Raw genomic sequence first — 23,549 nt, 5'->3', positions numbered from 1 at the left:
GAGTAGACCCTCATGTCATTTAGCTTATATGACATAGCAAATGCCGGTGTAAGAGCTAACTCTGAGCTTTTACAAACCACCAGTAAAAACATCGCCAACGTTAATACCGAGGGCTATGTGCGTGAGCGTACTGAGTTCACAACCATGATCGATAACCAAGTCGGCCGTGGTGAAACGTATCGCTTACTAAATGAATTTGCACAAAAGCAATTAAATAGAGATACCTCTAATAAAGCGTTTTTTGATCAGTTTGTAACTGAAGCAAGCCGTGTAGATAGCTTGTTTTCAGAAGAGTCAAACAGCTTATCAACGAGCGTAAACTCGTTTTTTAACAATGTACAAGAAAGCTTAAATCAACCGTCATCAACAGTAGCTCGTTCACTGGTCATGACGGATGCACAAAATTTGATTGATCAAATGGACAGGTTATCGAGCATTGTGGTTGACCAAAAAGCAGTAGTAAATGAGCAGCTAGAAATCTTTTCAGATGAAGCAAATAACCTGATCCAAAATATCAGTGATTTAAATACCAAGATTGCTTCGGTTCATGGTACTGATCGTGAGTCAGTATCAAGTGGTTTATATAATGAACGTGATAAAGCAATTCGTGACTTATCTGAGCTGATTGATATTGAAACACTCGATGGTAATAACGGCGAGAAACAAGTGTATTTAGGCTCTGGTCAAGCACTTGTCATGCAAAGTGGCACATTTAATCTGTTTTCATTTAGTGGCGATCCTGATCCGAACTTTAAAGAATTAAAACTTGATGTAAACGGTGGCAAAGCCGTGCCGCTTGAAGTTGATGTGAGTAAATTGAAAGGCAAAATTGGTGGCTTACTGGCATTTCGTGACGATATTTTAGTGCCAGCGCAAAACCAGCTAGGTCAAATGGGCTTAGCATTAGCCGATGCCTTTAACCAACAAAATAGCTTAGGTATGGACGCTAATGGTGAAATTGGCGGCGATATTTTTGCTATTCCAACGGTAGATGCGTTTGGTTATCAAGCCAATATGGGCACATCAACAATGACGGCAACCCTTGAACCTGGTAAAGGCAGCGAATTGCCAGCAAGTGATTTTATTGTGACCTATACAAGCGCAACCACTGTTGAGATTCAGGCAATTGATAATAAAGGTGAACCCATTGGCACCGCATCTACAGCGAATGTGACTGCCGGTGTGATTGACTCATCAACTATTACGGGTGGTGAAGCGTTTGGTTTACAACTCAACGTATCAGGTGCTGCAAATACTGGTGACCAATTTATGGTTAAGTTGAACTCTCAGGCTGCAACTAGCTTAGAGCTTGCAACTGAACTTCCTGAAGATTTAGCGTTAGCATCACCTATTCGAACTGCGAACGATATCAATAATACCAGTGATGCAAGTATTTCTGCTGGCACAGTGTCCGATATTGACAACTCAACGGGTATTACCGTGGGTCCCCCACCGAGTTTGGCGAATGGCGATATCACACTCGTGAAAACGGCGAATGCTAACGAGTATCAAATCACAGATGGTAACGGTACATCGACGTTTACCATTACACCACCTGCTGAGAATATTCTTGCTCAAGCAGGGGCGCCTTACGATACCTACGGCTTTGACTTTAATATTGAAGGATCACCTGCAACAGGTGACACCTTCACAGTAGAGTTTAACACTGGTGGTTTTGATGATAACCGTAATGGTTTGCTATTGGCCGATTTACAAAATGGTGAGCTAGTGCGTCAAAATGTTGAAGCAAGTAGTACAGCCGATAATCATAAAACGTTTAATCAAGCCTATTCAGGCATTGTCACTGATATTGGTGTAGTGACTAGTCAAGCCCAAACCAATGGTGCGGCCTTTACAGCATTGGCTGATCAGTCTGAAGCTTGGTATGAATCGCTATCAGGTGTAAACCTTGATGAAGAAGCGGCAAACTTACTGCGCTTTCAACAATCGTATGCAGCATCAGCACAGGTCCTTTCAACAGCACGTACTATTTTTGACACCTTATTAAGTGCGGCGAGGTAATTATGCGTATTTCAAATAACATGATGTATAAGAATAACCTTAATTCTATTCTTAACTCACAACAAAATGTAAACAAAGCGCAAGAGCAGGTTAATACCCAAAAGCGTGTATTAACTGCTGCTGACGATCCTTCCGCAACGGCTCGCGCGTTACTTTATAACGACCGCATTCAAGGTAATGAACAGTTCACAAAAAACATTACTATGTTGAATAGCCGCCTAACGACAGAAGAAAGTGTGCTGCAAAATATTAAAGGCGCACTTGAGTCTGCTTATACTTTATCTATTCAAGCTGGTAACGGTGCCTATAGTGATATCGACCGTGAAGGTATTGCTGAAGAAGTTAAAGCATTGCAAAGTACGGTACTTGATTTGATGAATGCAAAGACCGAAGACGGTAAATTTATCTTTTCGGGTTACCAAGATAATACTCCGTCTTACACCTTTAATAGTACTTCTGGGCGCTATGAATATGGTGGCGATCAGGGGCAACACAAAATCAAAGTGGCTGAAGGTGTAGAAATCAAATCAAGTGACAATGGTTTTGATACATTCGAAAAAGTAAATGCACGCCTAAATGTAGCTTCAAACGATGGCACTGTTTCGGGCGGTATCGCAAGCTCAAAAATTTATGTTACTGAGCAAGCAGATTTTGATAAATTCCATCAAGCTAATTACAACGCTGATCCTGCTGCGGCTGCAAATGCCAATACACTAAGCTTTATTACTACCACAGGCACACCTAATACATTTGTTGTGCAGCAAGCTGGTGTAACGATTGACAGCGGTAGCTTTGAAAACGGTAAAATTGAATATCAAGGTATGGAGATTTCTGTTTCACCTGTTGCAAATGGCCAAATCGATGTTGACCTTGAAGCACCACAAAAAGAGAATGCGTTAAATACTTTGGATGACCTGATAGCAGGACTAACCAATCCTGATTTAACTCAAGAAGAGTTTGATCAAGTTTTAGCTGATGCCATCGTACAACTCGATAATGCCAAAAATCAGGTTTCACTTGTTCAGGCCGGTTTGGGTGGTCGCTTAAATACGGCCAAGAAAATCGAACAATCAAACGGTGACTTAGATACTAGCAATAAAGCTGCAAAAGCTGAGCTTGTTGAGCTTGATATGGCTGAAGCGATTACTGAACTCACCAAACAAGAAACATCACTGCAAGCTGCACAGGCAACATTTGGCCGTTTGGCTAACCTCTCATTATTTGATTACTTATAATTTATGTAGGTTAAGCTTATTTAATAAACTTAACCTACAAAACCTTCCTTAAGCTTCACACTTTAAAAGCGTTTTTAGAGCACTCTTTTTAGTATTTATATCTTTAGTAAAACATCGTGATAGCGGCTTTCAAGGTAACCAGATGCCATGTTTAGTTAAAAAGCTAAAATATTTCTCTTTTAAATACAGTGCATTAAATAAAATTTTAAAAATTGTTTAAAAATTCACTAAAGGATTTTTTGAGCGGACCGATAACTTAATTAACCAAGCAGAGTAACAAACAACAGTTACCGCTTAATTAGAGTAAGTTTGAGAGTAAATGATAAGTTTACTTCGGGAGAAATATCATGGCACTTTATGTAAATACAAATGTTAGTTCATTAAACGCTCAAAGACAATTAATGAATTCTGGTAACTCACTTGACACTTCATTCAAGCGTTTATCATCTGGTTTCCGTATCAACAGCGCTGCTGACGATGCGGCTGGTCTACAAATTTCTGACCGTTTAACATCGCAAATTAACGGTCTTAATCAAGGTAACCGTAACGCGAACGACGGTATCTCTTTAGCGCAAACAGCTGAAGGTGCACTAGACGAAGTAACGTCAATGTTCCAACGTATACGTACCCTTGCGCAACAAGCGTCGAATGGTTCAAACACTGATGAAGATCGTTTGGCACTTCAAGAAGAAATTCGTTCTTTAGCATCAGAAGTAAACCGAGTTGCTGAAGATACTACTTTCGGTGGCCAAAATTTACTTGACGGTTCTTACTCAGCAAGTTTCCAAGTGGGTGCTGATGCTGTTCAAACAATTGGCTTCAGCATGAAGGATGTTGGTGGTACAGCTAATACGCTTTCTGCTAACGGTGGTTTTACTATGTCAGGTATTGCTGGTGTTGCTTCTGGTGTGACAGGTAAAGGTATGTCCACTCTTGCTGCAGGAATTAGTGATGTAGGTACAGGTTTGACTGCTGCAACTGTTGGTTTCTCAGCTTTCGGCGCAACTACAATCAGCGTGTCTTCTCAGGTTAATGCACAACAAATCTTGGCTGGTATGGATGCTATGATTGCGGTAGTTGATAAAAAGCGTGCAGAGCTAGGTGCGGTTCAAAATCGTTTCCAGTCAACGATTCGTAACCAAGCTAATATCTCTGAAAACTTAAGTGCAGCTCAATCTCGTATTAAAGATACAGATTTCGCGACTGAAACAGCTAACCTAACTAAGATGCAAATCTTACAACAAGCTAGCCAAACAATCTTGAGTCAAGCTAACCAACGTCCTCAAGCGGCATTAAGCTTACTAGGTTAATAGTTGGGAATTTGAGTCAAAGTGAAGTCAAAACTTTGACTTAAAGAAAAGCGCCTTTGTCTAATGGGGTATTAACAAAGGCGCTAAGATAGGATTATAAAGCGGAGGCGCTCAAAATCCTGACAGTAGTGTTCTAACATTTGTAAGAACATAAAACATAAAGCACAGATTATGCCATAATTTGTGTTATTAAACCCACTCTTAAACTTATCTCTCTTAAGGCTCCTAAATGGAGCCTTTTTATTCCTTTTTTAATCTTAATTAATAGTTGGCCTATTAATTGCTCTCATTACTTCAAGTTAATTAACTAATCAGCAAAGTGGCAGTATTTTGCCCCAGGCGACTTAGATTTGCCGCTGTAAGGGTCACTTTGTCAAATTCACTTTTTTAATAAGTGACTTTACTTTGACAGATAAGAAGAGAGTTTATTATGGCTTTATATGTAAATACTAATGTTAGTGCATTAAATGCACAAAGACAGTTGGATAGAACAGGTACAGATTTAGATACTTCGTTTAAACGTCTATCTTCAGGCCTACGTATTAATAGCGCAGCTGATGATGCTGCCGGTTTACAAATTTCTGACCGTTTACAATCACAAATTCTAGGTTTGAATCAAGGTAACCGAAATGCGAACGATGGTATTTCACTTGCGCAAACAGCTGAAGGGGCATTAGAAGAAATTACTTCAAGTTTTCAGCGAATTAGAACCCTTGCACAACAAGCAGCAAACGGTTCAAATACGGATGAAGACAGACTTGCTCTCCAAGAAGAGATTCGTCAGTTATCTGCTGAAGTAAACCGTATTGCTGCAGATACCACATTTGGTGGCCAAAACTTACTTGATGGGAGTTACTCCGCTAGTTTTCAAATTGGTGCTGATGCCGTTCAGACTATCGGCTTTAGTATGAAAAATGTTGGAAGTACAGCTAACTCACTAACTGCAAATAGTGGTTTCACTATGTCGGGTATAGCTGGTATTGCTTCAGGCGTGAGCGGAAAAGGAATGTCTACATTGGTTGCAGGTATTAGTGATATAGGCACTGGATTAACCGCAGCTACAGCAGGTTTTAGCAATATTACTGCAAGCGGAATAAGTGTATCTTCTCAAGTAAATGCTCAGCAAGTGCTCGCAGCTATGGATTCTATGATTGCTGTAGTAGATAAAAAGCGTGCTGAATTGGGTGCTGTACAAAACCGTTTTCAATCGACTATTCGTAACCAAGCGAATATTTCAGAAAACTTATCGGCTGCTAAATCACGAATTAAAGATGCTGATTTCGCAGCTGAAACGGCTAATTTGACTAAAAACCAAATTTTACAGCAAGCAAGCCAAACAATTTTAGGTCAAGCAAATCAAAGACCTCAAGCGGCATTAAGCTTATTACAAGGTTAAAATTTAAAAAATAGTTAAAAAATTTACAAATAAAGCTAAAGCTTTCGCTTTATCAGACGATAACTGATTTAGAGAACTATCAATCTAGGACTCTATGTCGGTTAAATAGCAGGGTAGGGGTATCCCGCTGTTTAGCTATTAAATGATAAAGCGGAGGCTAACATGGCTATCTATGTAAATACTAATGTGAGTTCTTTGAACGCACAGCGTCAGTTGATGAAATCTGGCAACTCCTTAGACACTTCATTCCAGCGATTATCATCTGGCTTACGCATTAATAGTGCGAAAGACGATGCTGCGGGTATGCAAATCGCTAACCGTTTAACAGGACAAGTTAACGGCCTTAATCAAGGTAACCGAAATGCGAACGATGGTATTTCTCTTGCGCAAACAGCTGAGGGTGCACTAGACGAAGTAACATCAATGTTCCAACGTATTCGTACGCTTGCACAACAAGCGTCGAATGGTTCGAATACTGATGAAGACCGTTTAGCACTTCAAGAAGAAATTCGATCATTAGCTTCAGAAGTTAATCGAGTGGCTGAAGATACAACGTTCGGTGGTCAAAACCTTCTTGATGGAACTTATAATGCCAGTTTCCAAGTTGGTGCTGATGCAGTTCAAACAATTAGCTTTAGCATGAAAAATGTTGGTGGTACAGCAAATTCACTAACTGCTAATGGTGGTTTTACTATGTCAGGCATCGCTCAAGTTGCTTCAGGTGTGACAGGAAAAGGCATGTCAACATTAGCTGCTGGTATTAGTGATGTTGGTACAGGTTTAACCGCAGCAACAGTTGGCTTTTCTGCATTCGGTGCAACAACTATTAGCGTATCTTCACAAGTTAATGCGCAGCAAGTATTAGCTGGTATGGATGCAATGATCGCTGTTGTTGATAAAAAGCGCGCTGAATTAGGTGCGGTTCAAAATCGTTTCCAATCAACAATCCGAAATCAATCAAATATAGCTGAAAACCTAACAGCTGCACGTTCGCGTATTCAAGATACTGACTTTGCAACAGAAACTGCTAACTTGACTAAGATGCAAATCTTACAACAAGCAAGTAGCTCTATCTTAAGTCAAGCAAATCAGCGCCCACAAGTAGCTCTTTCGTTACTAGGGTAGTCTAAGTTTTAAGTCACTGTACAGAGGAAATTTTCAGTACAGTGGCTTATAATTTAACAGATAACAGCTGGAGAGAGAAATGATAGATATTAATTCCGCAGCTAGGGCTTCAGATAATGTTAATACTTCAAACAGTGTTTCTGTAAAATCAGTGTTAGATGAAGAGAAGCTTAATAAAGGCACAGAAATTGCTAGTAGGGAACCTGTTAATATTGATGAAGTTTCAAGCAAGAAGCGTCAAGAAAAGCAAGATATGATTGCTGAGGTAAAAGAAAACCTCGAGAAGCTTAATAAATATATACCGGTAACTTCGACAAACTTAATTTTTGAGTTTGATGAGCTAGGTGAACCACCGATCATTAAAGTGCTCGATAAAGAAAGTGAAGAGGTGATCCGTGAGATACCCACAGAAGAGTTTCGAGAAGTGGCTAAAGCTTTGGATGAATTTGCCGATAAATTAACTAGTAAAGGTATGCTATTTAATCATTCAGCATAAAAGTGTAATATTTTTCAGGAGGTTAAAATGCCGTTAATTACTTCAGCTGGAATTGGCTCTGGCTTAGATCTTGAGAGCATTATCTCAGCAACCGTAAGTGCTGAAAACACTCCTAAAATGAACGCATTTGTTGCAAAAGAAGAGTCTTTACAGGTAGAGCTTTCAGCGATAGGTGAAATTAAATCTGCTCTTTCTAAGTTGCAAGACACTATCGAGAAGTTAGCTGATCCAGATAACTTTAACAAAAGAACTGCAACTATCAAACAGCCTACCAGTGATGATGGTGATCTGATATCAGTAACACCAACTTCAGATATTTCTCCTGGGGATTTCAACATTGAAGTATTAGAACTTGCTCAAGGTAGTAGAGCAACATCTAATGATGGCCTCTTTGCATCCACTGATGATGTGGTTACGGCATCAGGTGGTACTTTATCGTTTGCAGCAGGCGATAAAAATTTTGATATTACCTTAGATGCAGGTGCAACTCTTGCTGAGTTGCGCGATGCCATAAATGATTCAGATGACAACTTTGGCGTAACTGCCAATATTATAAATACAGGTACAGAGTCTAAGCTTGTCCTAACCTCATCTGTTACAGGTACTGGCAATGATTTAGTAATTACGAATGATACTGCTGAACTTGATAATGTTTCGACACTTGCTAACGATGGTGTTACTGCTGGTGGTATTGCAATTGCATCTGGTGATGAAGCTCAAGACGCTTCGATAAAAGTTGATGGTATTACTATTACTAATGATACCAACACGTTTAAAGATGCTGTTCAAGACATGACTATTACAGCTAAAAGAGAAAGCGTCGATGGTGAAACTGCAAAGTTATCAGTTCAAGTTGATCGTGAAAGTGTCACTAAGCTCGTAGATGAATTCATAGCGAATTATAACAATGTAATCGGGCAGTTAGGTTTTCAATCAAGAGTGGGTAAGCCACTCAATGGTGATGCAACGATTCGCTCTTTACAATCACAGCTTGTCAATAATTTATCTGTTAACTTAACAGATGCAGGTCCATTTGAAAGTATATTTGATATTGGCTTAGGCGTTGATAAGGATGGTTATTTAGAAAAGTCATCTCTAGTTCGTAGTTTAAATGAAGCAATGGACGAAAACTACGATGATATTGGCAAGGCTTTTGCAGGTGAAAATGGACTAGCTACACAATTTGAAACTTTATTAGAAAACTATGTTGACTCTAACGGTATAATTAAACAAAGAGAAACAAACTTAAACGCTCAGTTAGATGATCTCGAAGATGATGTCGCTAATCATGAATACCGTATGACTGAGCTAGAAGCTAGGCTTCGTAAACAGTACTCAGGTCTTGATGTATTATTGGCTCAGATGCAATCGACTCAAACTTACTTGAGTGCTCAATTATCTAGTTTACCAGGGTTTACTAAATCAAAATCTTAGTAGTAGCTAATGTCTTCAGCAATTATTTGTAGGTAAATTATGTATAATGCAAAAGTAAGAAATTATCAGAAAGAAGCACTTAAAACTCGAGTTGCAGGTGCTGATCGTTATGAAATAATCCAAATGTTAATGGCTGGTGCTTTAGAAAAAATGGTATTAGCAAAAGTTGCAATTGAGAAAAAGCATCTTGAAGCTAAAAGTGAGCATTTATCTAAGGCATCTGCAATTATTGAAGCATTAAGAGGATGCTTAGATTTTGAAGTGGGTGGTGAGGTTACAGAAAACCTCTATGCATTATACTCATATATGCTAGACCGCCTTCTTGATGCGAGCATTAAGAATGATCCTACCATCATAGATGAAGTTTCGAGCTTATTAAAAGAAATAAAATCAGCATGGGATTCAATTCCTAATGATATCCGTCAGCAGACACTGAGTGAAAACGGTGTTGATGCTAATGTTGGCTGAACGCTTAGATAAACTAGATATTTGCCTCTGTTCTTTGTTAAAAAATATTGAAAATATGCATTTTGACGAGGCTGTAGCAAATACTAAACAGATTGAAAAATTACTGGAACAATGCTTTGCATCATCTGATATGTCAAATACAGATGTTAGTCGTCTTGAATCAATTTTAAATGATTTTAATAACTTGATAACGAAAGTAGCTTCTTTGAAGGCAGATACTGCAAAATCATTGGGCACACATCTCAAAACTCAAAAAAAATTAGACATTTATAAAAGTATAAAATAAGAGCCTTATGACTAAAGAATCGAGCTTAGAGCAGCAAATAGAATCGCTAGCAGAAAAACTTGATAGTTCTTTGCAGCAACAGATAAATGAAGAGAAGTTTGCAGAGCAAGCTAATATTCGGTTTGCTAATAATGTAACTGCTTTTGAAAAATACTACCCTGAAATTGCGCAAGCGATTAAAAACTATAAAACTCGGGATGACTTTTGTTTACATGTAACTCGAGAGCTTAAAGCAAATTTTGTTAAAAAAGGCGAAAAAGTACCTTTATATAATGATAATCCTTACACCCAATGCGTTGAACAAGTTGAAAGAAACCTAAATAAACCTGCTATTAGTGCGGTTAAATATGACTTCAGAAAAAAGAAGAAAGACAATCGCATTCATGTTAAATACATGAATAAAATTAGTGAATTACTAGCTAATATAAGAGAACAAAAACCTGATACATTGAAACGACTGCCAGATCGCTTCCCTAGCGCAATGATTTTTGGCATTGGTTTAGGATATCACCTTGAGTATTTGCTTAATAAGGTTGAGTTTGATTATATCCACATCGTGGAACCTGACTTTGAGCTTTTTTTTGCGAGCCTGTTTTGTATAGAGTGGGATGTAATTATTCAAAGAGTAGATGATTCATTAGGTTGTTTATTTATACATCTAGGAATTAGCTATGAAAACTTCTTTGATTCACTTTACAAAGTTGTACAAGATATTGGGGCTTTCTCAATATCTAAAACCTTTTGCTACCAACACTACCCAAATAATGAATTAAACTCATTAATTTCAAATTTCTTTAAGCAGTTTTATCAATTTCAGAACGGCTTTGGTTTTTACAATGATGCTGTTACTAGCATAGCTCATACAATTAAACATATGAATAGTAACTTGCCATTTTGGATAAGTGATAATGTTGTAGCTGATGATGTAGCTGAAATACCTGTTTTTGTCGTGGGTAATGGACCATCATTAGATAGTGCGGAAGAATTACTAAGACAAAATAAAGATAATGCAATTATTTTGGCTGCAGGAACCGCCTTAGGTTCACTGCTTAAAATGGGTATAAAGCCAGACTTTCATGTTTTAATCGAGCGTCCTAAACGTAATTATGAAATTTTGCTTGAGACTCAAAAGAAAGAAGATTATTCCGATTTAAATTTATTAACAACTAATGTTATCTACTCACATACTCCTGAGCTTTATAAATGGACAGGCCTTGCAATAAAGGGGAACGAAGCAGGTTCAGATTATTATGCTCTGGCTAGAATAGGGAATGGATTGTTGCGTAGAGAAATAATTCCCTATTCAAACCCTTTAGTTGCAAATACAGCATTGTCTTATGCTAGTTCGTTTGGGTTCAAAAATATCTATTTAATTGGTGTGGATAATGCGATAACAGGTTCTGGGGAGCATCATTCTAAGTACTCTATTTACAATGATTCTTCTTTAAAACGTCAGTTTAAGCCTCACAGCGGTTACGATCATGAAGTCGAAGGGAATCTTGGGAACATAGTTTATGCAAATAATTTCTATATGGTTTCTAAAAATCAAATGGAATTATTAATTAAACATAAACCAAACTCTAATTACTTCAATGTTGGCCATGGTGCAAAACTAAAAGGAGCTTATCCATTAACTGAAGAAGAAGTCTTAATCCCTAGCCTTTCTACAGATAAAAACGAGGTTGTTGAATATATAAAAAATACTCAGTTTATCAGTGAGTCAGTAAAGGATGATGATTATCAAATGCTTGACTTAAAAGCTTTCTCTACTATAGCAAAAAACATAAAAGATATATCTCTATCTAGCTTTTCGAGTCGCCAAGATTGTTTAGATATTCTTCGGCGTCAATCGAGGTATGTATATTCTTTGAGAGGGGGGCGTTATAGTTACTACTTTCAATTATTCAAAGGCTCTTTGTTATATTATCATTGCCCATTGATAACTCTTTTATATAGCTATGAGGATGATAATTTAACACTTAATTGGTTTAAAGAGGGTCTAGATATGTGGAATGAGTATTTAGACGAGATTGAAGCTGATTTTCCTGAAAGTTATGATAAGCCATGTGACTGGGGACTGGAGTAAAGAAAGAAGCGCTTTATTCAAAGCGCTTCTATTAATTTATTTTCTAACGCAATCTTTATTAAGTTTATAATCTCATCAGTGCTGATTCCAAGAATGTTAGCCAGGTCTATAACATCATTTTTTCCATCACAGTAAGCTAAAACATTAAGAAGATTCCTCGCAACATTTGATGAACCTTTTTTGCTAAGAGTTGGGTATAAGTTATATTTGCTTAATTTAGGTTCACATAACTTAGTTGTAATGTACTTGTGGTTTTTTTCAAATAATTGAACACACTTCTTGGCAAAGTCTAGCCCACCTTTTAAACCAGAGGGGGTCATAAAAGTTAAGTCATCTAATGAAGTATGGTACTCAGGATAAACTCCATACTTTGTCCTCATTATAGAAGTAATTGGTAAATCGATATTGGGTGCACAATACTGGCGTTCATCACTTCCTCTTTTTAAAAAAGAGTATATCTTTGCGTCATTTTTATAGTTTTCACTTAATACCTTTTGAACGACTTTGTCACTCAAGTTATCACCATAACGTGATTGTACAGTTGAATAGTCACCGTCATCCCCTATGCATGTTAAAACTAAGCCTGCAGCAATATTACTTTTTAAATGTTCTAAATTACGGCTTAAATAGGTGATTGTGCCAATAGTCTCCGTTGTGAAAACAAAGCGATAACTATAAAAGTTATTCTCATTTTTTGCTAACCAGTTGATCAAAGCCAAAGAGACAAGGGGGCCTGAAAGCTCATTATTTGCGAGTGAGGGGTGACAAACATAACTAGATATTAAAATTTCCTTTTCACTTTTACCCGGGATAAGAAGTTCTGCATAGGTTAAAGAACCATCAAAATGATGACTGTTAATGAATACGTGGTAATCATCTTCAGTTAGAGACTTTCTTTGTTTGTCTGTTATGCAAAAACCCCATCGAGGCTCATAATAAGATGTAACGTAAGGAATTGCTTCAGGCTGTTCAGGCAATGAATGCAAATGTTCTTGTAGCTCATTAAGCGGGATTATTTTGTCGACTTGGGTTGAGTAGCCAAGTACATGTAAATTTGAGTCTTTAAAATCTACTACAGTATTCCCTTTAGAATCTTTTATCCACGCTTCTTCAATACTCCACTCTTTAGGAACAGTCCAATCAAATACTTGGGTACCAGAACGTACTTCATGCTTAACTAATGAGTACCCTTCAATATAATCATCAATAATATCTAAAGTCTTTCTAACACCATTACCGGTAATACTTCTGCAAATAGGAAATAACTCCTTTGCGATTTGATGTAGTGCTTTTCCGTCTAATTCTTTAAAGTTTGACATAGTAGACTCCAATCTAAAGGGGTTCCTGCATTAATATTTTGTTTTGCTGTGCACTTTAATACTTTGTTTTTATTTTTTGGGGCTAGACCATGGCCAGGACGAATACTTCTTATCATGTCACTAGTGATAAGTCGTCCTTTTGGGATATCTTTAACAGCATATAGTGACCGGAAGTTTTTGCGTGGTGACGAGTTACTGTAGTCAACCTTACCAATAGTAGCGAAACCGTTTCGTAATTTATCGGTGAATTCTTTCATTAGGGAAATAGGTAAAGAAAACTCAGAGTCAATTGCTCCGTCTTTTTGACTCACGGTAATATGCTTTTCGATCATCGAAGCGCCGTTGGCAATAGCAATAAGAGAACATATTTCATCCGTACTATGGTCAGAAAGCCCAATAGGGATATCAAAGCTTTGTTGCATATCAGTGATTGTTGCTAAGTTAAATTTGTCATAAGGGGCAGGGTAGTTACTTATACAATGCATTAAACCGATATTTCTATTCCTTACTTTTTTACATGTGTCTAATACCTCTTCTATCCCAACTTTATCTATGATACCGGTTGAAATAATCACAGGTTTTTGCGTTTTAGCAGCCGCCTCAATTAAATCTAGGTCCATTGCTTCAAAAGAAGCAATTTTGTATGCAGGGCAGCCTAACTCTTCTAAAATACAAAGTCCCTCATGAGAAAATACGGAAGAAAATAGAGTGATACCTATCTCTTTCGCATAATCAAATAAAATGGGGAGCCACTCCTTAGGGGTTGCGCCTTGTTCATAAAGTTCAAACAAGCTACGGTCTTTCCACAAACCACTTTTTACAATGAAGTCACCTTCACTGATATCCAATGTCATATCATTAGCAGTAAAGTATTGAATTTTTACAGCATCAAAACCATTTTCTTTCGCTGCTAATATTAACTTCTTAGCACGATCAATCTCATTGTCATGATTACCTGATATCTCTGCAATTAAATAAGGTTTCGAGTGGTTTTGAATGTTGAAATTATCTATTACAATTGATTTATTAAACATAGTGTTAGTTTGCCTGGTCTTCTATGAATTTTCTGAGGTTAATAGTGTGTTTTATTGCAAAGTTACCCGAAACATCAGCTTTTTCGGGTATATCACATACAACAGTTGAACCAATTCTAACCTTTGCTTTATCTCCAATTTTAACCCAGTTTGATATCGTACAATTGGCGCCAATCCACACATCACTTCCTATCGTTGATCTACCAGCAATATTTGAGTTACCACTAATTTCTGTGGATTGTCCGATAACAACATCATGAGCAATGTTTACGCCAATTCCTATGTGGCAATAATCACCGATAAGTGTTTTTCCCGAGTAAAACAATCCTTTTGAAATGTTTGAATTTGCATGTATGTAGCATCCTTTACCAATAATGACTGAACCATAATGAGTAATATGCTTTTTTATGCCATTTATTGACTTCGCAAGCATTCCTTCGGTGCTAATAGTGCAGTTTTGGGCTATGTATGCATCATCATTTAACACCGTGTTTTTTCCAATATATGCTCCTGAACAAATGGTTGTATTATGACCAATGTGAACAGGAGGGCAAATAACAGCATTTTCACTAATTGAAGCTGTTGGGCTCACATAGTGGGTTATTAATTCTTTTGTTGAGAAGTAAGTATTATGAATGTAATGAAATAGATCATCGAATCTATTAGTTGTTATCACCGCTTTATCAGTCTGAATGATTACTTCAGGAGCAATTATGCAAACCACATTGCTATTGTTTATAGCTTGTTGGAAGTATTTTTTATTTGCTGCGAGTACGATGCATTCATCTCCTGTTCCCCAACAAAAATCTGTACATTTTGCTTGAATGTCACTATGAATATTCTGTGTTTTAATATCATCAAATACAGATAAAAGTTCGTTTAAAGGGATTTTGGTCATGTAAGCAATACCTCTGCTATTCTTTTTGCTGCTAACCCATCTATAAGTGGCTTTCGTGGTTTTTTAAGAGAAATGTTATTCAGAAGTTCCTTGAAGGGTTGCCCACTTATTTTGTTTGTTAGACAACCTAAACTATGTGCTAAGCCTGATTGTTGCCAAGAGTTAGCTATTTTTATTTGATTCTCAGCGAAGTAACCACAACTAAATGGTATACCAATATATGCCATTTCATAGCTTAAGGTGCCTGCAGAAACAATAGCATAATGACAGCGTTTTATTACTTCTGAATAATCACTTAAGTCGACATGAGTTGTAATGTTAGCGTTGTTTAGTTTCTCAACTAAAGGAATTGAGCTAGATAAGGATGACGCAACAAGGTGAATCTCACCTTTGTATACCCTATTAACTTGGTCGATTATGCTGGCGGCAACACCATTATCATTACCGCCGCCCATGCAAACAAATACACCCTCACCCTCTAAAGGTTTAGTAACCAAATTAGGGTTTATGATGGCAAATTTAGCGCCGCAAAGCAGCTTGGTTTCTCTATTTAGTACCGCCTTGTTGTACCAGTCTTTATTCGCACAAGGGTTTATATTTATTACAAATTTACCTAAATAACTTCCTTCACACTTAAAATCATATTGACCAAATACAATCCCATAGGAAGTTAGAGTTTCTTGGAAGATCACATCACATTGATAATGATCAATTAAAAGTTTGGGAATACTCTTTTCAATACATATTTGCGCAATTTCACCAGCATCTGAAAAGCTATTATTTATTTTTATGACCTCATCAAAGTGTAGATCTATAAATGAGTTATTGAAATTTTTTCCGACAATTGCAATGGTTTTTTGTTTTCTTTTTTTTAGTTCTTTAGCAATTTCATTGCATCGATTAAGGTGCCCATAACCAACACTTGAGTTAGCATCAAAGTTAAATCCAATAGCCATTAATTCTGTTTCATTGCTTTATAATACAATTCAGCTCTAACCCAATCATCTTGAGTATCTATATCATGAACTAAATAGTGAGGTAATATATGTATTAGTGCGTCAGATGAATCTATTACTTTTTTAATTTCCTTATCGTTGATTGTTTTGTACCAATAAAATTGTCCAGCATCATGGTAAGCTTTTTGTAAATCTTGCGATCTGTTGCTGACGTGTTGAGGAAATAAAAGCTCAAGTCCGTTTTCTGTCTGGGTAAACCCCCTATATGGGCTGTAATGAAATTCAGTAGCGCTGAAGCAAGCATTTTTCTTGTTTGACTGATTGAGCATATTGAATGAATTTATCAGCTGTTCTGGATTTATAAATGGAGTAGTTGGGTAAATACAGCAAATGTAATCAATGCTTTGTGTTTGCTCAAAAAAGTTTAAGGCATCTTGAACTACCTCTCTGGTAGGAGCGAAATCATCAGCGAGTGCAGGGTCACGCATGAAGGGAACCTCAGCACCAAATTGCTTTGCTATTTCAGCTATTTCAAAACAGTCAGTAGATACAACCACCTTGTCAAATAAACCACTGCTGATAGCTGTTGTTATTGCGTACCCGATAATAGGTTTACCGCAGAACAGCTTAATATTTTTTTTGGGTATTCTCTTACTCCCACCACGGGCAGGAATGATCGCTATTTTCATTTATTGTCCAGTCGTTATTCGTGTAAGCCACACTCACGCTTTAATCCAAAAAAACGTGTTTGTTCTATGCTCTCTACTTCATATATTGATTTAGTAGTGTGAGTATCACCGATTGAAACATATCCCTTATGCCAAAGAGGGTTGTAATCTAGAGAGTTATCTTTTATGTAGCTATCAATATCTTTAGAGGTCCAATCTAAAATAGGAGACACTTTGTATCGATTATTTGATAATTCAATGAACTTTTTTTGGTCACGTGTGGGTGACTGTTCCTTCCTTATCCCGGAGAACCATGTTGCTGCATGTAAATCATTTAATGCACGTTGCATGGGCTCGACTTTCCGGTTTTGATTGTAAAGTTCCAAGCCTTCTAAACCATTTTCCCAAACTTTTCCAAATTTTTTTTCGTACTTTTCTCTATCAAGTAATGGCCTAAATGTTTTCAAATTTAAGTTAAGTGTAGATGTTAGATGTTTTGAAAATTCAATTGTCTCATCAAATAGGTAACCTGTATCAATAAAAACAACTAAAATATCAGGCTTATGTAATGTCATTAAATGAAGCATAACAGCAGCTTGGGCACCGAAACTAGTACTTACGATATGTTGTTTAGGTAAGTTTGTTAGAGCCCAACCTATACGTTGGCTAGCTGTCCAGCTAACCATGCGTTTATTGATTAAGTCGATATCTATATTTGTATCCAACATCATAACTCCATCACTACAGAATTAAATTACCTCTAATTATATCGGCCGAAGTTTAGAAATATTTATTTGAGATGAATTGAGCACAAAGTATCAGAGCGCAATCCTAGTCTAAGTGTTTCTAGAGAGATAACATCTTCATATGCAATATTTCCCATATTTACATCACGGCCATATTGCTTAATCATGAAAACTTGGTGGGCTTTTTTGGGAGCTTCAAAGATTAATTTGTCGATTTCAACACCTGATTCCATTACTTCCTCTACTAATCCCATTCTTATTTCGCCATCACCTCGATATAAGCCAGCTGTTCCACTTTCTCTTCCTTCTAAAATTATACTTTTTGCCCCAGCATTAATTTCACTTTTTATTTGCTCTACCCATTTTGATGGAGACACAACCACCTTATCATCTTTACTGCCCACTTCAGAAAGCACAGTAAAGTCTTTTGCAAAGCGGCTAATTAGTTCGTTTTTTTCTTTTTGTGGGATTGAAATTGTACCGTCAGATATTTCAATTAAAGATAATTTATGTTGTTTAAGAAAATCGATGTATTCATCCACTTTATTAGTTAAGTAACAATATTCGAATAAGGTACCACCAAGGCAAGGTTCTATACCATGAGATTTTATTAAATCTAATTTTGCTTCTAAATTGGGAGTGACTAATGATGTTCCCCAGCCAAGCTTGATAACATCTATGAATTCACCGCAGGCTTCTAATTGCATTTTGAGCTGCTCTAAACCCAACCCCTTATCAAGCACATTAGTTTTACCTGTTTGGCGCGGTTTAGTTGGTCTTTGGTCGATGAGTTTCATATCTAATCCTTTTTTAAAATATATGATAACTTAAGCATTATCTATGCCTGAATTACTGTATCTGTTTGTTTTATTTTACTTCATAATAGATTAGGTTTTAGCAAAAATACTTATTTTTTAACTGATTTGATATCTAGGAGCTTAGTTGAGTAAATTAACATCACTTAATGCTGAAGTTTTAGTTATCGGTGCAGGCATTGCTGGTTGTTGCGCTGCGTTAGAGGCCGCTTATGCAGGTAAGAAAGTAATTTTAATATCAAAGATTCCGCCTCTACACTCTCACTCTGTCAGTGCCAGAGGAGGAGTAAATGTTGCCATAAATGAACCCGATGCTTTTGCTCATATAAATGACTGTCTTAATGCGGGTAGAGGAGTTGCTAGTAAAGATTGTATTGAGTATATGTGCGAGTCTGCTCCTGAAAATCTTCATTGGTTAGAAAAATTAGGTGTGCAGTTTAGTAAAGATGAGTCAGGGCACTACAAAAACAAAGCCTTCGGAGGTTCTAATATTCCCAGAGCTTGCTTTAGTAAAGATAGGACCGGGCTTGCGATTATGGTCGCTTTAATCAAGCAAATAAAAAAGAATGAACAGATCACCTTACTAGATCAGATGATGGCTGTAGAGTTAATCCAAGAAAGTCGTCAAGTTATTGGCGCTCAAGTTTTGCACTTGCGGAATACTCAGCTATTCAAGATTTTTGCTAATTCAGTGGTATTGTCAACTGGAGGAGGTTTGAATAGCTATAAATATAATACAAATGCTGTTTCTACAACTGGTGATGGTCTGTCCCTCGCATTCAATGCTGGTGCTGCTTTAAGGCATATGGAATTTGTTCAGTTCCACCCTTTGGGTTTACGAAATAGTGGTATACAAATACCTGAACCTGTACTTGGTGCTGGTGGTAAAATAGTCTCAATTTCAAATGACAATGTTATGTCACGTTACTATCCAGAGAAAAAGGAGTTGGCTGGTAGAGATAAAGTGTCTATAGCAATTGCAAAAGAGTTAAGTAATCACCCTGACTCTGAGCTCTATCTTGACTTAACAAATATTCCAGAGGAAAAAAAGTTTGCTTTGAAGGAAGCTTCTTTGATAGCGGCTACTTACCTTAATGCTGATGTAACTAAGGATAAAATTTCTATAATACCTTCAGCTCATTATTTAATGGGGGGGGTTAGTTGTAATATTAATGGTCAAGTTCTTAACTATATGGGCGATATAATAAATGGCTTATTTGTTGCGGGTGAAGCAGCTTGTAATGGTGTACATGGTGCAAACCGGATCGGTGGGAATTCATTGCTTGAAGTGGTTGTCTTTGGTCGTCTCGCTGGACAAAATGCTGCAAAGCTCCAAAAAAAGGCCAATTACCAAAGTGCCTCTTTCAAGGAGTTCACTTTTCCGTTTGGGGATAGCAAAGAAACGATGGGAGAAATTCTGAGTACTTTGAAAACGACAATGTCTCAAAACGTTGGAGTAATAAGAAATGAAAATGGGTTGAAAGAGCAGTTGAAAATATTAGCCGACTTGAATCAAAGGTATTTAGATATAAAAATCAGCGACCGCACTCATTTTTATAATCAGCAAATAAAACAATATATTGAACTTAAAAATATGCTTTTAATCTCAGAGGCTATATGTCGCGCGGCTCTTTGTAGGCCTGAATCAAGAGGAGCACATTATCGTGATGACTTCCCATCAGAAGGCAATTTTTTTGAAATGGCTACACTAACCTATAAACACGAGTCAGGTGGAATGGCATGTGAGTTAATTAGGATTTCATAATTAATGAACACAATAACATTAAACATTTATCGTTTTAACAAAGAAACAGTGAGTCCATCAATCTTACAACCTTTTACTCTTAGCTATAGCAATGAAGAGACTCTTCTCGATTTGCTTATGAGAGTTCTGTATGAATTTGATAGCACTCTGGCTTTCGATAAAAACTGCCGAATAGGGTTGTGTGGTAGTTGTCGTTTAAAAGTTAATGGCAAAGTGATGTTAGCTTGCAGTGAAAATGTAGCAAAGTTAGTTTCCGAATTTGGCAATGAGCTTGAAATAACCCCTTACAATTGCACGAAAGTTGTTCGTGACCTAATAGTTGAGCCGCAGTTTGAAAACTGTTCAGAAATAGAGGTGAAAAAATGAGTAATAGTTTTTTAGGTGCGGGTTCTCGCTTTAAAGAAGGTCCAGATCAACGCTTATATAACAGTGCATTTCAATATGAACTTGAATGTAGCCCATATATTATGAGCAACTTAAGTATAGCGGATATGAGTCATGTCATGACTTTAATTCAAGGAGGAGTAATTTCTTCATCGAAAGGAAGAAAGTTGCTATCAGGCCTTCTTGAAGTCCACCTACAAGGAACTGAAAACATTCCTTTAGATCCTGCTGTAGGAGATAGTTATAATAATAGAGATAAATATTTGCAACAGCATATTGGTCCTGATAGTGGTTATGTCCACATCGGACGTGCTCGAAGGGAAGCTAGTACAATAGCTTGGCAAATGGTTTGTCGTGAAAAATTATTTTGCCTTCATGAAAAGTTAATTCAGTTATGTGAGGTATTTAATCAAGTTGTTTCACAGCATTTAAATACTTTTATGGCAGACTTTACCTATTTACAACATGCACAGCCGACTACCTTAGCCCATTATTTACAAGGGTTTCAAAGACCGCTATTAAGAGACATTAGTCGCATAGAAACAGCTATAAAAATGGTGAATTTATCTCCTGCATGTTCAGGGAGTGTTAATGGCTCTCAAATTGAGATGAATCGAGAGTTTATTGCCGAGTTGCTGGAATTTGATGGCATATTAACTCACACTAGGGATGCGATGTGGGCACCAGATATGTGTATTGATGTGATGACGAGTCTTTGTTCGATAATGACAAGCTTAAATCGAATCAGTGAAGAGTTTATAATTTGGAATAGCGCAGAATTCTCTTATCTTGAGTTAGCTGATGGCTTTACCCGCACAAGTGTCATAATGCCACAAAAGAAAAACCCATATGGGTTAGCATTCATTCGCGGTCAAGCTAGAACCTTTAATGGCATGATGACAAATATTTTATCTACAAATCAAACTATTAGTGGGCAGCCTGATAACCGACTCTATGCTTATGGAGAGCTACCAAAGGCTTTAGATTATGCTATTCAGTGTGTCGATCTTTTTGCCGGGATTTTATCTACATCTAAATTTAACAAGGATAAGCTTGCAGAAGCTGCAGCTGACAAATTTATTGTTGCAACAGACTTATGCGATATGTTGGTCAAATTTTCGGACTTAGATAATCGTAGTGCTCATAAAATCATCGGTAGGGCAGTAAGGAATGCTTGTGATGAAGAGCAAGATGGTTTTACTCTTGATAGTATAAAGTTAGCAGCACAGCAGTTGAATATTGATTTGCCAAACATTCCGGATCAGGTATTTAATTCTAACATTGACATACCTTCTCTTATTTCTTTAAGGAAAGGACTTGGTAGTGCAAACCCCGAGCAAGTCCAATTAATGGTTCAGGACAGTCAAAACAGTATAGCTAAGGCACATTCGTTTCAAGGAAATTATAGAATGTCATCTTTCAATGAGCGCTTTGTGAAAAAAGTGAACCTCTTTTTGAATGAGCTAAAGGACAAATAATGTTAACAAGTATTTATACAGAAATAGCTAACAAAAAAGGTACGAAAATAGCGGTTTCATTTGACGATAAAGAATATAGCTATGATGAGTTTCATACTGAAATAGACAAATTCGCTACTTTTTTAAAATCAAAAAATATCAAGCCTAGTCAAAGAGTCGCAGTATCAAATTTTTCACCTGTTGAGCTCCTTTTTTCTTATTATGCTGGTGCAAAATGTGGGGTTAGCATAGTGCCTATTCCCTTTATTGATCCACAGAGACTACAGGGGGCATTGGAAACTAGTGATGCTGCATTGTTTATTGAATCTTACCCTCAATTAGAGCCAACGAATATTGATGTTTCATTTGATCAAGAAGCTATGGTTATTTTTACTTCTGGAACGACTTCCAGCAAATTGAAAGGGGTAAGATTATCTCAGTGTGGCATCAACGATATTTGTGCATTCATGAATAGTAAGATGGAGGTTGATGAGGGAATTGCAGAATTAGTTTTTGCTTCAATAGATCATGCATTTGGTTTTGGGCGATGCCATAGTGTCCTGATGGCCGGCGAAGAATTGTACTACCAACTCAGCTTAGTAATCCTTTATCAATTTCATCATTGTTTAGTAAGTATGATTGTAATGCATTATCAACGGCACCTTCTTTGTTAGCAGCTTTACTACAAGTAGGCAAAAGTGAGTTGGCGGCAGTTGCAGACAACCTAAAATGGCTACAAACTGGCGCGATGAGATTTGATCACTTTTTCCGAATTGAATTATGTAATTCACTGCCTAAAACAAGAATATTTCTCCATTATGGGTTAAGTGAAGCTATGCGAGTAACATTCTTTGAGCTAAACCGTAATTTAGATAAGGTTAAGACCGAAGGACCTGCTTCAGAATGCTCTGAGTTAAAAATTATTGATGAGCAAGGCTGTGCTTTACCCCCTTTCGAAAGCGGGCGAATAGCAATTAGAGGAAGTAATTTATGCTTAGGGTATCTCGATGATGAGCTATGGAATAGTCAGCTTCAAGATGGTTGGTTTATAACTTCTGATGTTGGGTACTTAGATGAGCAAGGTTATCTAGTCTTTTCAGGAAGAAGTGATGATGTAATAAATTATAATGGTGTTTTAGTGCACCCTGATGAAATAGAATCTAAACTGGTGACGTTATTTAAGAGCAATGCTTTTACAGTACTTGGTATGGAAGATCCCAGTAAAGTTAAAGATAGTATTATTGTTTTATGTGTAGAAGGAGAAACTAAAGTAACTCTCAAGGATGTAGCAAAACATTTGAAAGATACTGATTCAAATTTTAGACCGAATAAGCTATTTACATTAAGTGAGCTACCACGAACACGTTCTGGTAAAGTAAGTAGAGCATTAATTAAAAAGCATTTATGTGAGCAATATGAAAAATAAACAAATCATAAAAGAGTTAATTTTAATTCAAAACCCAAGTGTGGATCTTAGTAACGAAGCGGATTTTTCATCAAGCTTTGCTGAACTTGGACTGGATTCTATAGATGTTATGACTATAGTCTTAAAAATTAAGAGAGAGCTAGGTATAGACATCAACGATGAACAGTTGTCTAAGTTAGGTACTGTTTCTGAGTTAATAGAGTTTTTAGATAATAAATAAATG

The 23,549-nt window shown here is 37.0% G+C and carries 23 protein-coding genes; 16 read left to right on the top strand and 7 right to left on the bottom strand.

The genetic code is table 11. From position 1 onward, the window contains the following. Nucleotides 1–12: 12 nt before the first annotated feature. From flgK to AADY36_RS12295, 10 genes are all read left to right on the top strand, one after another. Complete coding sequence (flgK, locus tag AADY36_RS12340) at nt 13–2,022, top strand: flagellar hook-associated protein FlgK (protein ID WP_342409033.1); 2,010 nt, start codon at nt 13–15, stop codon at nt 2,020–2,022. 2 nt (nt 2,023–2,024) lie between these two features. Next, nucleotides 2,025–3,257, top strand: coding sequence for a flagellar hook-associated protein FlgL (gene flgL / locus AADY36_RS12335; protein WP_342409032.1), 1,233 nt, complete (start codon nt 2,025–2,027; stop codon nt 3,255–3,257). Nucleotides 3,258–3,604: 347 nt separating this feature from the next. Then, nucleotides 3,605–4,567 (top strand): flagellin N-terminal helical domain-containing protein, encoded by a 963-nt coding sequence (locus tag AADY36_RS12330; RefSeq protein ID WP_054562211.1) that lies wholly within the window; start codon nt 3,605–3,607, stop codon nt 4,565–4,567. A gap of 430 nt (nt 4,568–4,997) precedes the next feature. Beyond that, nucleotides 4,998–5,963 carry a flagellin N-terminal helical domain-containing protein gene (locus AADY36_RS12325; protein ID WP_054562210.1) on the top strand — a complete coding sequence of 322 codons (966 nt, stop codon included), beginning with the start codon at nt 4,998–5,000 and terminating at the stop codon, nt 5,961–5,963. A 162-nt stretch (nt 5,964–6,125) separates the two neighbouring features. Then, the gene (locus tag AADY36_RS12320; protein WP_054562209.1) at nt 6,126–7,088 is read left to right on the top strand and encodes a flagellin N-terminal helical domain-containing protein; all 963 of its coding nucleotides are present in this window, start codon (nt 6,126–6,128) and stop codon (nt 7,086–7,088) included. 79 nt (nt 7,089–7,167) lie between these two features. Beyond that, entirely contained in the window at nt 7,168–7,584 is a 417-nt protein-coding gene (locus tag AADY36_RS12315) for a flagellar protein FlaG (RefSeq protein ID WP_054562208.1), read from the top strand. A gap of 27 nt (nt 7,585–7,611) precedes the next feature. Further along, nucleotides 7,612–9,018 (top strand): flagellar filament capping protein FliD, encoded by a 1,407-nt coding sequence (gene fliD / locus AADY36_RS12310; RefSeq protein ID WP_054562207.1) that lies wholly within the window; start codon nt 7,612–7,614, stop codon nt 9,016–9,018. A gap of 39 nt (nt 9,019–9,057) precedes the next feature. Next, complete coding sequence (gene fliS, locus AADY36_RS12305) at nt 9,058–9,486, top strand: flagellar export chaperone FliS (RefSeq protein WP_054562206.1); 429 nt, start codon at nt 9,058–9,060, stop codon at nt 9,484–9,486. Next, nucleotides 9,476–9,772, top strand: coding sequence for a hypothetical protein (locus tag AADY36_RS12300; protein WP_055197945.1), 297 nt, complete (start codon nt 9,476–9,478; stop codon nt 9,770–9,772). The genes fliS and AADY36_RS12300 overlap by 11 nt, the downstream gene beginning before the upstream one ends. A gap of 7 nt (nt 9,773–9,779) precedes the next feature. Further along, the gene (locus AADY36_RS12295; protein WP_054562204.1) at nt 9,780–11,858 is read left to right on the top strand and encodes a motility associated factor glycosyltransferase family protein; all 2,079 of its coding nucleotides are present in this window, start codon (nt 9,780–9,782) and stop codon (nt 11,856–11,858) included. A 17-nt stretch (nt 11,859–11,875) separates the two neighbouring features. Here the strand turns inward: AADY36_RS12295 and AADY36_RS12290 are convergent, their stop codons facing one another. From AADY36_RS12290 to AADY36_RS12260, 7 genes are read right to left on the bottom strand one after another with little or no spacing between them, the layout of a single operon-like run. Then, nucleotides 11,876–13,177, bottom strand: coding sequence for a DUF4910 domain-containing protein (locus AADY36_RS12290; RefSeq protein ID WP_054562203.1), 1,302 nt, complete (start codon nt 13,175–13,177; stop codon nt 11,876–11,878). Then, on the bottom strand, nt 13,156–14,211 hold the full coding sequence (gene pseI / locus AADY36_RS12285; protein ID WP_054562202.1) for a pseudaminic acid synthase: 1,056 nt from the start codon (nt 14,209–14,211) through the stop codon (nt 13,156–13,158). The genes AADY36_RS12290 and pseI overlap by 22 nt, the downstream gene beginning before the upstream one ends. A gap of 4 nt (nt 14,212–14,215) precedes the next feature. Continuing rightward, nucleotides 14,216–15,109, bottom strand: a complete 894-nt coding sequence (locus tag AADY36_RS12280) for a DapH/DapD/GlmU-related protein (protein ID WP_055197949.1) — start codon at nt 15,107–15,109, stop codon at nt 14,216–14,218. Continuing rightward, nucleotides 15,106–16,065: a hypothetical protein gene (locus AADY36_RS12275; protein WP_055197950.1), complete on the bottom strand. Its 960-nt coding sequence runs from the start codon at nt 16,063–16,065 to the stop codon at nt 15,106–15,108. Before AADY36_RS12275 ends, AADY36_RS12280 begins: the two co-directional genes overlap by 4 nt. Continuing rightward, nucleotides 16,065–16,754: a pseudaminic acid cytidylyltransferase gene (gene pseF / locus AADY36_RS12270; RefSeq protein WP_054562199.1), complete on the bottom strand. Its 690-nt coding sequence runs from the start codon at nt 16,752–16,754 to the stop codon at nt 16,065–16,067. The genes AADY36_RS12275 and pseF overlap by 1 nt, the downstream gene beginning before the upstream one ends. A gap of 14 nt (nt 16,755–16,768) precedes the next feature. Further along, nucleotides 16,769–17,464, bottom strand: coding sequence for a phosphoadenylyl-sulfate reductase (locus AADY36_RS12265; protein ID WP_082401588.1), 696 nt, complete (start codon nt 17,462–17,464; stop codon nt 16,769–16,771). Nucleotides 17,465–17,523: 59 nt separating this feature from the next. Next, nucleotides 17,524–18,276 (bottom strand): phosphosulfolactate synthase, encoded by a 753-nt coding sequence (locus AADY36_RS12260; RefSeq protein WP_054562197.1) that lies wholly within the window; start codon nt 18,274–18,276, stop codon nt 17,524–17,526. A 145-nt stretch (nt 18,277–18,421) separates the two neighbouring features. On the opposite strand from AADY36_RS12260, the gene AADY36_RS12255 reads away from it, so the two are divergent. Genes AADY36_RS12255 through AADY36_RS12230 form a run of 6 tightly spaced genes read left to right on the top strand, consistent with a single transcriptional unit; the run spans nt 18,422 to nt 23,546 of the window. Next, nucleotides 18,422–20,059 (top strand): L-aspartate oxidase, encoded by a 1,638-nt coding sequence (locus tag AADY36_RS12255; RefSeq protein ID WP_342409031.1) that lies wholly within the window; start codon nt 18,422–18,424, stop codon nt 20,057–20,059. A 3-nt stretch (nt 20,060–20,062) separates the two neighbouring features. Next, nucleotides 20,063–20,425 carry a 2Fe-2S iron-sulfur cluster-binding protein gene (locus AADY36_RS12250; RefSeq protein ID WP_342409030.1) on the top strand — a complete coding sequence of 121 codons (363 nt, stop codon included), beginning with the start codon at nt 20,063–20,065 and terminating at the stop codon, nt 20,423–20,425. Then, complete coding sequence (locus AADY36_RS12245; protein WP_342409029.1) at nt 20,422–21,921, top strand: argininosuccinate lyase; 1,500 nt, start codon at nt 20,422–20,424, stop codon at nt 21,919–21,921. Before AADY36_RS12250 ends, AADY36_RS12245 begins: the two co-directional genes overlap by 4 nt. Next, complete coding sequence (locus AADY36_RS12240) at nt 21,921–22,574, top strand: AMP-binding protein (protein ID WP_342409028.1); 654 nt, start codon at nt 21,921–21,923, stop codon at nt 22,572–22,574. Before AADY36_RS12245 ends, AADY36_RS12240 begins: the two co-directional genes overlap by 1 nt. Then, the gene (locus AADY36_RS12235; RefSeq protein ID WP_342409027.1) at nt 22,523–23,326 is read left to right on the top strand and encodes an AMP-binding protein; all 804 of its coding nucleotides are present in this window, start codon (nt 22,523–22,525) and stop codon (nt 23,324–23,326) included. Before AADY36_RS12240 ends, AADY36_RS12235 begins: the two co-directional genes overlap by 52 nt. Then, entirely contained in the window at nt 23,316–23,546 is a 231-nt protein-coding gene (locus AADY36_RS12230) for an acyl carrier protein (protein WP_054562192.1), read from the top strand. The genes AADY36_RS12235 and AADY36_RS12230 overlap by 11 nt, the downstream gene beginning before the upstream one ends. Nucleotides 23,547–23,549 lie beyond the last annotated feature (3 nt).

Source organism: Pseudoalteromonas sp. D15MCD-2, assembly GCF_038562745.1.
Classification (GTDB): Bacteria; Pseudomonadota; Gammaproteobacteria; order Enterobacterales; family Alteromonadaceae; genus Pseudoalteromonas.
Note: the sequence above shows the minus strand (reverse complement) of the source record. Positions and strands in the feature narration are given on the sequence as shown.